Source organism: Halomarina litorea, from assembly GCF_024227715.1.
GTDB lineage: Archaea > Halobacteriota > Halobacteria > Halobacteriales > Haloarculaceae > Halomarina > Halomarina litorea.
The window spans coordinates 84,921-94,505 of sequence record NZ_CP100452.1; the positions used below are offsets into that span (position 1 = coordinate 84,921).

A 9,585-nucleotide genomic window follows, 5' to 3' on the forward strand; every position below is an offset into this window, starting at 1 on the left:
CGGTCCCTCCCCACCGGCGGACCGACCGTGCGGGTACCGACCGGTCCCCGCGTCGGGAGGTTACACGTCGGTTCGCGAGTGGTTAACAGTCGAGACGGACTACTGTCAGGTATGCGAGACGCCGATGGGTGCGTGGCGGTCGGCGGACGGGGGGCGGCGAGCGCGGGGCGGACGGACGAGGGGGACCCGAGGCGGGCACTTCCCTCACCGCTCGACGTCGGCGTGGTGTACGACGACCCGGAGTGGCGCTTCGAGCGGTCGGTCGAGCGCTGGGAGGACGTCGCGGTGGGCGTGACGGTCCGGTTCAGCAAGGTCGTGACCGACGCCGACGTCCACGGCTTCGGCCTCGTGACCGGTGACACCAGCCGACTGCACTTCGACGAGACGTACGCCGAGGGGACCCGCTTCGGCGGACGGGTCGTCCACGGTCTGCTCACCGCGGGCGTCGTCAGCGCCGCGCTGGCGCGCCTTCCCGGGACCGCGGTGTATCTCTCCCAGACCACGGAGTTCCTCGCGCCGGTCCGCGTCGACGACGAACTGACGGGCGTGTGCGAGGTGGTCGAGGCCCTCGGCGGGGACCGCTATCGCCTCCGAACGGCCGTCCGAACCCAGCGCGGCGAACACGTCCTGCGGGGCGAGGCCGTCGTCCTCCTGGACCGACCGGCGTGAGCGGTCGTGTCGTCCGGGTAACCACATTACAGGCCGGTTCGAGAGCCGTTAATACCGTTCCCCGACGAGTTCTACCCGACGACCGCGCGTCGAGAGAGCCATGACCATCTACAAGGGATGCCCGTACTGCACGGCGGTGTTCGCCATCGGGCCCGAGGAGGACGAACCGCTACGACGACACATCGCGCACACCCACACCGCGACACCGGACCTCGTGGTCGTGTCCGAGGGCGACCCGGACGGACACGGGGAGGTGGGCGCACTGCGCGTCCGCCTCGCCGCGGGCGACCGACCCACCCGCGACCTGACGCTCGCGTTGCTCGCCGGACAGGGCGTGACCGTCGAGTCGCTGGTCGAGTGGTTCGGTCTCCCCCCGGAGACGGTCCGTGAGCGAGTCGACGCCGTCAACCGGGCGATGGCCGCGCGACACCGGCGGCCCGGCGGACACGGACGTCGCTCGGCGGGCGTGGACGACCGGGGCGACCGGCGCACGGCAGAACGAGCACAGCGACGACGAGAACCGACGGCCGAACAGTAGGGCCGCCTCCCGCTCCGACGTGTGACCAACCCCTCTCGACCGCCGCGAGCGCGGAGCGGAACCCGCGGCGTGACCTGTCGGCGACGCGCCGGGCGCGTCGCGTCCGCCGTCCCGGGACCGCACCCGAGGACGGTCCTCCCCCGAGGACGATGCTGTGACCGAGGTGTCCGACCAGTCCCCCGACCACCGCGGCGGGCCGTCTCTCGGACCGCGCCCCGGTCGTCGCGTGGACACCGGAGGTAGGTACGGCCATCCCGGGCATAACTGCGGGCCGCAGATGTTGGGTCGGTGGGCGGTCCTGACGGGGCGTCGTCCGAACGCGGTGTCAGGACCGCGCCGGCCACGGCCACCCGAACCGCCGGGGACCGACAGAACCGATTTATCCGGGGAGGGCGTACACTCACGGTGCGAACGGAACGCACGATGGAGAGGTGACGAGATGGGACACGACCGGGGGCGGCGGCGTATCGAACTGTTCACGCGAGCGTCCACGACCGAGACCCGACGCCAGCAGTCGGCGGTCGTCGAACGACTCCGACTGCTGGAGGACGAGGGCGTCATCGACGGCTTCGTCCACCGCGTCTGGAACGCCGAGCTCTGCCCCCGGTCGGCCGCCGACCGAACGCCGTGGTGCGACGTGGCGATGCGGAAATACGCCGAGTTCGCGGCGTGGTGCGAGCGCCGGGAGCGGACCCTTCGACCCTTCTTCGACGAGCGGTCGGTGCACTCGACCATCACCGGCGAGCGAGCCGAAGTCGTCGTCTTCCCCGTCACCTGCGTCGCGGTGTACGACGGCGACGAACTGCTCGACGTCGCCCCCTCGCGGAACGCAAAGCGGGTCTACACGGTCGAGGCGTGTCTCGCCGCCCTCGAACGAGCGCCCGAACTCCGAACCTGACCCGGGGCAGTGCTTTACAACCGTACGACTGTAAAGTAACGGAGTCACCGGGAGGATACCTGCCGGTGGTTGGTGACGGCGGGTCGACCCGTGAACGGGCGCGTCGCCGTCGCTGATCGGGAAGCCGGCGAGAAAAAACGCGTCTCGAACGTCGTGGAGACACCGACGGTCCACGGACACGCGTCACGGTGGGCCGGTTCGGGACCAGCGGGCCGTCCCGGGCGATACCGGGTCGAACTCAGAGGCGGCGGGCCTCGAAGTCGTTGCCGGACTCCCACTCGAGCATGACGTCCTCGTCGCGGTACTCGAGTTCGGTGCCGTCGTACTCGAGGGTGACGTCGCCGGTGATGTCGAGTTCGTCGTTCACGTCGTCCCACTCGAGCTGGATGGCGTCGCCCTTGTACTCCAGTTCGTTGGAGTCGTCCTCGAAGGAGTCAGCGGCGCCCTCGGCCTCGAGTTCGACGTCGCCGTCGCTCCCTTCTAGGTCGATCATTTCGCCGCCGACCTCCATCGAGACCTCCAGGTCCGTGCCCGCGTTGTCGGACTCGAAGTCGAGGCGGACATCGCCGCTGTTGACCGAGAGTTCGACGTCCGCGTCGTTGTTGTTCGTCTCGAACGTCAGGTCGAGGTAGTCGAACTCGATGTTGCCGTTCTCGTCGCGCTCGTAGTCGAGGCGGTCGTCACTGCTACCCGTTTGGGCGGGCGCGTCGGGCCCGGCGAGGGCCGTCTGTCCCGGAGCCGTGGCGAGCGTGCCACCGACCCCGAGCGAGAGGGCGGCCAGCGAGACGCCGGCTGCCTTGATGTACTGTCGCTTAGAGATGTTCATGGGGTTGGTTGTACCTCCACGCTGAACGAGGGAGGGTGACGGAATAAGTATCTGTGAACCGTAACGTAATGCCCTTCCCCCCGACGCCCCCCGTTTCAGTGAGGTGAGCGCGTCACCCTCAAGTAGGGTGGTTTCGTCGGTCACAGCCCTGGACCCCTGAGAGAGGCGGTTCGTCTGTCAGCGTTCATGTACGACGGTGCGTGTTCGGGCGCACACGCGAGGGGCGGCCGGTCGAGGGACGTCGTCGGGGCGGACTCGCCGGAGGGCCGGGCGGTGACCCGGACGCCGACAGCGATGAGTGACCGTCACGGAGGGACAGAAAGGTGATAACCGGACGTGAGCCACTCTACATGACTGATGGCGGTCCTCGACGACGACTCGAAGGCGGCGCTCGCGAGCGGACGGGACACCCTGAGAGGCCTCTGGGGAGCCGCCCGTGCGAACCTCCAGCGGGTCTTCGTCGCCTTCCTCGTCGGGTTCCTCGGAAGCTTCTACCTCCTCCAGTGGTTCGTCTGGGACCGCCTGCAGGCCGACCTGTTCGCCCGTCTCCCGCCCGCGGTTCGCGAGGCGACGAGCGTCATCGCGCTCACCCCCTTCGACGTCATCCTGCTGCAGGCGAAAATCGGCATGGCCGCAGGGACGCTGCTTGCCGTCCCCGTCGTGCTCTACTACGCCCGCGAGTCGCTCGCGGCCCGGGGGCTGTGGCCGGACCTGCCCCGCCGGACCATCGCCGCCGTCGCCGTGCTGGCCGTCGCCCTGTTCGTCGGCGGTATCGCGTACTCGTATCTCCTCTTCTTCCCCCTGATGTTCTCGTTCCTCACGAGCTACTCCGTGCAGGTGGGGTTCTCGCCGACGTACTCCATCGTCAGCTGGGCGGAGTTCGTCTTCGTCCTCTCGCTGTCGTTCGGGCTGGCGGCGGAACTCCCGCTGGCGATCCTCGGGCTCTCGCTCACCGAGATCGTCCCCTACCGGACCTTCCGCGAGCGGTGGCGCTACGCCGTCGTCGGCATCTTCGTCTTCGGGGCGGTGTTCTCCCCGCCCGACCCATTCACGCAGATCATGTGGGCCGTCCCGCTCCTGATACTGTACGCCCTCAGCCTCGCGCTGACGAGGGCCGTGCTGGCGCTGAGGGGCGGTCGCGACCGCGTGAGTCTCCGGGGCGCGCTCCGGGCGAGCGCACCTCGAAACGTCGCCGTCGCCGGCGTCGTCTCGACGGCGCTGGTGGGCGCACTCGCGGTCGGTGCCGGGCGCGCCGTCTACCGGGGACTCGCAGACCCCCGACTTCCGGTGTCGCCCGGGCCGCTCCCACCCGTCGAGTCGCTGGTCGGCCTACCGCGCCCCGCCGCCCTCACCGCCCTCGGGGTCGCCGTCTTCGTCGTGGTGCTGGTCGCGGGGAGCGCCCTGTCGCTCTACCGGGCCGCCGTCGCGCCGCCCGCCGAGACTTCCGACGACGCGGGGGGCGCACGCGGCCCGTTCCCCGTCCCCCTCGACCTCGCGACGCTCCCCGTCGAGGGACTGCTGGTCGCGCCGACGGCGCTGTTCGCCGCCCTGACCGACGAGGCGGCCCTCTCGTACGCGAGGGGCGCGATGGCCGCCGGCGAGGGGGAGCGCGCTCGCGTCCTGCTGGCGCGCTTCGACGACGCGCGGGCCGCGACCGAGACAGCGGCACGGGCCGAACGCGACCGGGCGGCGCGGACGCGGGAAGCGGGCGGCCCGGACGAGGAGGGGACCGACCTCGTGGCCTCGGTGCGGCGGACGGCGGCCGACATGGCCACGGCGTTCAGGGACGAGGAGGTCACGGAGGACGACCTCGGGGGGTACCTCTACGACCTCCAGTTCGTCGTCGAGAGCCTCACCTCGCGGACGTTCCGCATCGTCGCCACCTTCATCGGCGTGCTCGCGGTCACGTTCGTGGCGTTCTACCAGGGCGGCGTGGAGGCGGTGAAGAACGACTTCCTCGCGCGCCTGCCCGCGAGCGTCGCGCCCGGCGACATCGACATCGTCGAACTCCACCCCGTCGAGACGCTCGTCTTCGGCGTGAAACTGAGCACGCTGCTGGCGGCCATCGTCACCCTCCCCGTCGTGCTTTACTACGCGTGGCCCGCGCTGAAGGCCCGCGGCCTGGCGGGCGGCGACCGGCGCGTGCTCCTCGTCTGGGGCGGGGCGCTGCTGGCGGGCCTCGCAGGCGGCGTCACCGTCGGGTACGCCGTCGTCGCCCCGACGGTCATCTCGTGGCTCGCCGCCGACGTTGTGCGCGCCGAGATGCTCGTCTCCTACCGCATCAACGCCTTCGGCTGGCTGGTGTTCCTCACCACCGTCGGCGTCGGCTTGCTGGCGACGGTGCCCGTCACGATGCTGCTGTTCCACTTCGGGGGCATCGTCCGCTACCGGCCGATGCGCCGGCGCTGGCGGGAGGTGACGGTCCTCGTGTTGGTCCTCGCGAGCGGTCTGATGTCCGGGGGCGTCTTCACCATGTTCCTCCTGACCGTCCCGACGATGGTCGCCTACGGCGTCGGTCTCGGCGTCCTCTGGGTGGTGACGCTCGGCGGACGGACGGGACAGGAACGCTCGCTGGGCCGACCCGACGGGGCCGGCGAGAGCGAGCGGTAGCGAGACGGGAACCGACGGGTAAGAGAGGGTGAACGGCCGGTAGTCGGGACGTTACTATCTACCGGCGAAGCGCTAATATGTCCCTGAGGTAACTCGTACGCATGAGCGATTCGAAGACCCGAGCGAGCGTCTGTGGAAAACACCTCGACGACGGCGAGCGCTGTCGACGACCCGTCCCGTTACCGAATCTCACGTGCATCCACCACCGACGGCGACTCTGTCCGTGAGGCCCCGATCAGGGACCGTACCGGCCACCTCGGCGGAATCCGGACCGAAAAAGCAAGCGGTTGACTGGTGAAGGTTTATCATACCCGATGGCGTACCGACGAGTCTGATGGCAGGGTGGCGAGACAAGTGCGGCGCGGAGGGTCGGGAGCCGTGCTGTAAGCTGGGTCGGGGCATCGAACAGTACGACCTCGGGGCGTTGGACGACCAACTGGCGGCACGGTGGCGGGGCGACGGCGTCGAGAAACACAGCCTCCGAGACCTGGCGGAGTACGTCAACAGGCAGATGCTGGAGCGCGCTCTCGCGCTGGCCGGCGTCCGCCCCGTCGACGGCGAGGTGGCCAACCTGTATCGCCTGCTGGTCGACGACGACGTGAGCGAGGGCCGCCGTCGCGAGGCCGAGCGCCGCCTCGAACGCGAGGGTATCGACGTGGCGGCGGTGCGCGGCGCGTTCGTCTCCCACCAGTCGGTGTACACCCACCTGCGCGACTGTCGGGGCGTCACCTACGAGGAGACCGTCGACGACACGGCCCGTGTCGAGCGCCGGGCCTCGGCGCTGTTCGCCCTCCAGAACCGCGCGGAGACGGTGACGGCGGAGACGCTCGAACAGCTCCGGTCGGCCGACCTCATCGCGCTCGACGAGTTCGACGTCCTCGTGGACGTGCGCGTCGCCTGCGACGGCTGTGGGCGCTACCACGAGGTCGACGACCTGCTGGAGCGACGGGGCTGTGACTGTCAGACGACCTCGAACGATTGAAGTGACCGGGTGTCGAACGGTAGCCGATGACACCGGCACAGACGTCAGAGCACGCCATCGAGGTCGAGGCCGAACACGTCGGGGGCATCGACCGTTCGGCCGTCACGCTTCACCCCGGCGTCAACGTCCTCGTCGGGCGGAACGCGACCAACCGGACCTCCTTCCTGCAGGCACTCATGGCCGGTCTGGGGAGTTCCGGCGCGTCGCTCAAGGGTGACGCCGAGGAGGGTCGCGTCGAACTGACCGTCGACGGGGAACGCTACACCCGGACGCTGACGCGACGGAACGGGAGCGTCGCCTTCGGCGGGGACCCCTACCTCGACGACCCGACGAAGGCCGACCTCTTCGCCTTCCTGCTGGAGACCAACGAGGCCCGACAGGCCGTCGCCCGTGGCGACGACCTGCGCGAGGTGGTGATGCGACCGGTCGACACCGCGTCGATACAGGCGGACATCGAGCGACTCATCGCCGAGCGCCGCGAGATAGACGCCGAACTGGAGGACGTCGAGGACGCGAAGGCCCGCCTCCCGGAACTCGAAGAGCGCCGCCGGTCGCTCGAGGCCGACGTCGAGGCGAAGCGCGAGGAACTCGCCGAGATTCGCGCGGAACTCGAAGACAGCGACAGCGGCGTCGAGGCCGCCCGCGAACGCGAGGACGAACTCGACGAACGACTGGACGCGCTGAACGACGCCCGCTCGACGCTGGAGGACGTCCGCTACCAGTTGGAGACCGAACGCGAGAGCCTCGATTCGGTGCGAGAGGAGCACTCGTCGCTGGCCGAGGAGCGCGAGGACCTGCCGGAGACGCCCGAGGAGGCGATCGAGGAACTGGAACGCAGACAGGAGGAACTGCGCCGCCGCAAGCGCGAGTGCGACTCGACGGTGAGCACGCTCCAGACGGTCATCCAGTTCAACGAGGAGATGCTGGAGGGCGAGAACGGCCTCATCGAACTCCTCCGCGAGGAGGACGGCGAGTCGGCCGGGGCCGTCACCGACCGCCTCCTGGGGGACGACGCCGGCGTCTGCTGGACCTGCGGGACCGAGGTGGACGCCGACCGCATCGAGGCGACGCTCGACCGCCTGCGCGACATCGCCCGCGAGAAGCGCGCCGAGCGCGCCAACCTGACCGAGCAACTGGAGGAACTCAAAGCCGAGCACGACGACCTCACGACGGCGAGCGAGCGCCGGGCGACCCTCGAACAGCGCGAGGAGCGGTTGGCCGACGAGATCGGCGACCGCGAGGACGCCATCGAGCGCCTGAAGGAGGAGCGCGCCGAGGTACAGGACCGACTGGAGGAGCTACAGGACGCCGTCTCGGATCTCGAGAGCGAGGTGGACGAGACGGTGCTGGAGCGCCACGAGGAGGCGACGGAAGTGGAGTTCGAACTCGGTCGCCTCGACAGCGACCTCGAACGCGTCGAAGAGCGCATCCGCGAGGCGGAGTCGGTCGTCGAGACGGAAGCCGACCTGCGCGAGGAGCGCGAGCGAATCGCCTCGGACCTCGAGGACCTGCGGACGCGGGTCGACCGACTCGAGCGCGAGACCGTCGAGCAGTTCAACGAGCACATGGAGGAACTCCTCTCGGTGCTCGACTACGGCAACCTCGAACGCGTGTGGCTCGAACGCCGCGAGCGACAGGCCCGCGAGGGTCGTCGGACCGTCACCCGCAGCGACTTCGACCTCCACATCGTCCGCCGGACGGACGAGGGGACGACCTACGAAGACACCGTCGAGCATCTCTCGGAGTCCGAGCGCGAGGTGACGGGCCTCGTCTTCGCCCTCGCCGGCTACCTCGTCCACGCGGTGTACGAGACGCTCCCGTTCATGCTGCTGGACTCGCTGGAGGCCATCGACTCCGAGCGCATCGCCGCACTGGTCGAGTACTTCGAGGCGTACGCCCCGACCATCGTCGTCGCGCTCCTCCCCGAGGACGCACAGGCACTCAGCGAGGGCTACACCCGCATCACCGACATCTGAGGGCGACCTGTCCGACCGGGCGAGGCGGGCCGGACACTCGCCCGGGTGAGAGCGTTTTCACCCGGTCAGGGGAGGAAGTCGGCTGCCCGGTCTGTTGCGTCGGGTCGCGTCGGAGCGGGTCGCGTCAGAGCGAGTCAAGGTGGCCTTCGGGGCCGGCCCCCCCGTCGTCTTCGTCCCGACGCCACAGGCCGCTGACCGGTTGCCGGCGGTGCTCCTGTGGGAGCGCGCAGGCTAAATCCGCGGACGGCGTACGTGTGGGCAGGACTACTTCTGGCGAACCCGACGCCGAGGTCACCCGAGCGGTTCTCGGCTGTCCCCGGGTGGGGTCGGGAGCCCGATGAGCCGTACGAACTATGACGAAGAGTAACGAGAAGGTCGAACGACTGGCCGCCATCCTCGCTGGACTGGGGAGCGACGCGACGTTCACGGAACGACAGGCCGAGAGCCGCGGGACCGTCCGGACCGACGCCGAGGTGGACGCCGCCGTCCACCGCGTCGTCCGCGCCATGCGCGAACGCTACGGGTTCGAAACCGCGCTGAGCGACGACGACCTCGTCCACGTCGTCCGCGGGTACTACCGGGGGACGACCGACGAGCGACTGGCCGCCGACGTCGGGGCCGGTGCCGACGACGTCGCCGGGGGCCGCGTCGCGCTCCACCTGTTCCGCCCGACGGACCTCGACGCGCCGTTCGACCTCGACGCCCTCAGGACGGCCGACGAGGACCGCGACGCGGCGGGCGACCCGCGGGCGACCGACGACCAGCTCGCGCGGACGCTCGGCATCGACCCGGCCACCGTCCGGCGCTGCCGGTCGGTCCTCGACGCTCGCCGGGAGGCACGCCGCGTCAGCTACCGGTACCCCGCGGAGTTCGCGGCGCTCCTCGACGTGGACGACGACGAGGCGCTCGCCGACATCTTCCTCACCGACCGGCGACTGATGGACCTCGTGACGCAGTAGGCGAGGGCACCGGACGAGGGCGAACCGTCGGGGGATGCGTCCGTTCGGACGGACGGGGCGGGACCACGCCGACGACGGGTCCACGTCGGATGTTTCCGTCGTGCGTACTGCTCGCCCCGATTGGTCA

8 protein-coding genes are annotated in these 9,585 nt (G+C 69.9%); 7 read left to right on the top strand and 1 reads right to left on the bottom strand.

Going from position 1 to position 9,585, the window contains the following annotated elements:
* Window positions 1-111: 111 nt before the first annotated feature.
* The 3 genes from NKG96_RS20720 (at window position 112) to NKG96_RS20730 (ending at window position 2,105) form a co-directional block, all read left to right on the top strand.
* Window positions 112-669 (top strand): MaoC family dehydratase, encoded by a 558-nt coding sequence (locus NKG96_RS20720; RefSeq protein WP_254538881.1) that lies wholly within the window; start codon window positions 112-114, stop codon window positions 667-669.
* Window positions 670-769: 100 nt separating this feature from the next.
* Entirely contained in the window at window positions 770-1,207 is a 438-nt protein-coding gene (locus NKG96_RS20725; protein ID WP_254538882.1) for a hypothetical protein, read from the top strand.
* Between the two features lie 439 nt (window positions 1,208-1,646).
* Window positions 1,647-2,105 carry an HTH domain-containing protein gene (locus tag NKG96_RS20730; RefSeq protein WP_254538883.1) on the top strand — a complete coding sequence of 153 codons (459 nt, stop codon included), beginning with the start codon at window positions 1,647-1,649 and terminating at the stop codon, window positions 2,103-2,105.
* Between the two features lie 238 nt (window positions 2,106-2,343).
* On the opposite strand, the gene NKG96_RS20735 is transcribed toward NKG96_RS20730, so the two are convergent.
* Window positions 2,344-2,931: a hypothetical protein gene (locus NKG96_RS20735; protein WP_254538884.1), complete on the bottom strand. Its 588-nt coding sequence runs from the start codon at window positions 2,929-2,931 to the stop codon at window positions 2,344-2,346.
* A gap of 357 nt (window positions 2,932-3,288) precedes the next feature.
* Here NKG96_RS20735 and NKG96_RS20740 point away from each other — a divergent pair, with 357 nt between their 5' ends.
* From NKG96_RS20740 to NKG96_RS20755, 4 genes are all read left to right on the top strand, one after another.
* Window positions 3,289-5,541: a twin-arginine translocase subunit TatC gene (locus NKG96_RS20740; protein ID WP_254538885.1), complete on the top strand. Its 2,253-nt coding sequence runs from the start codon at window positions 3,289-3,291 to the stop codon at window positions 5,539-5,541.
* Window positions 5,542-5,875: 334 nt separating this feature from the next.
* The gene (gene rdfA, locus NKG96_RS20745; protein WP_254538886.1) at window positions 5,876-6,523 is read left to right on the top strand and encodes a rod-determining factor RdfA; all 648 of its coding nucleotides are present in this window, start codon (window positions 5,876-5,878) and stop codon (window positions 6,521-6,523) included.
* Between the two features lie 26 nt (window positions 6,524-6,549).
* Window positions 6,550-8,499, top strand: a complete 1,950-nt coding sequence (locus NKG96_RS20750) for an archaea-specific SMC-related protein (RefSeq protein WP_254538887.1) — start codon at window positions 6,550-6,552, stop codon at window positions 8,497-8,499.
* Between the two features lie 353 nt (window positions 8,500-8,852).
* Entirely contained in the window at window positions 8,853-9,458 is a 606-nt protein-coding gene (locus NKG96_RS20755; RefSeq protein WP_254538888.1) for a conditioned medium-induced protein 4, read from the top strand.
* Window positions 9,459-9,585 lie beyond the last annotated feature (127 nt).

Coding starts and splice junctions, on each gene's coding strand:
- NKG96_RS20755 (WP_254538888.1), top strand. CDS start 8,853: ATGACGAAGAGTAACGAGAAGGTCGAACGACTGGCCGCCATCCTCGCT.
- NKG96_RS20750 (WP_254538887.1), top strand. CDS start 6,550: ATGACACCGGCACAGACGTCAGAGCACGCCATCGAGGTCGAGGCCGAA.
- NKG96_RS20735 (WP_254538884.1), bottom strand. CDS start 2,931: ATGAACATCTCTAAGCGACAGTACATCAAGGCAGCCGGCGTCTCGCTG.
- NKG96_RS20740 (WP_254538885.1), top strand. CDS start 3,289: ATGGCGGTCCTCGACGACGACTCGAAGGCGGCGCTCGCGAGCGGACGG.
- NKG96_RS20730 (WP_254538883.1), top strand. CDS start 1,647: ATGGGACACGACCGGGGGCGGCGGCGTATCGAACTGTTCACGCGAGCG.
- NKG96_RS20725 (WP_254538882.1), top strand. CDS start 770: ATGACCATCTACAAGGGATGCCCGTACTGCACGGCGGTGTTCGCCATC.
- rdfA (WP_254538886.1), top strand. CDS start 5,876: ATGGCAGGGTGGCGAGACAAGTGCGGCGCGGAGGGTCGGGAGCCGTGC.
- NKG96_RS20720 (WP_254538881.1), top strand. CDS start 112: ATGCGAGACGCCGATGGGTGCGTGGCGGTCGGCGGACGGGGGGCGGCG.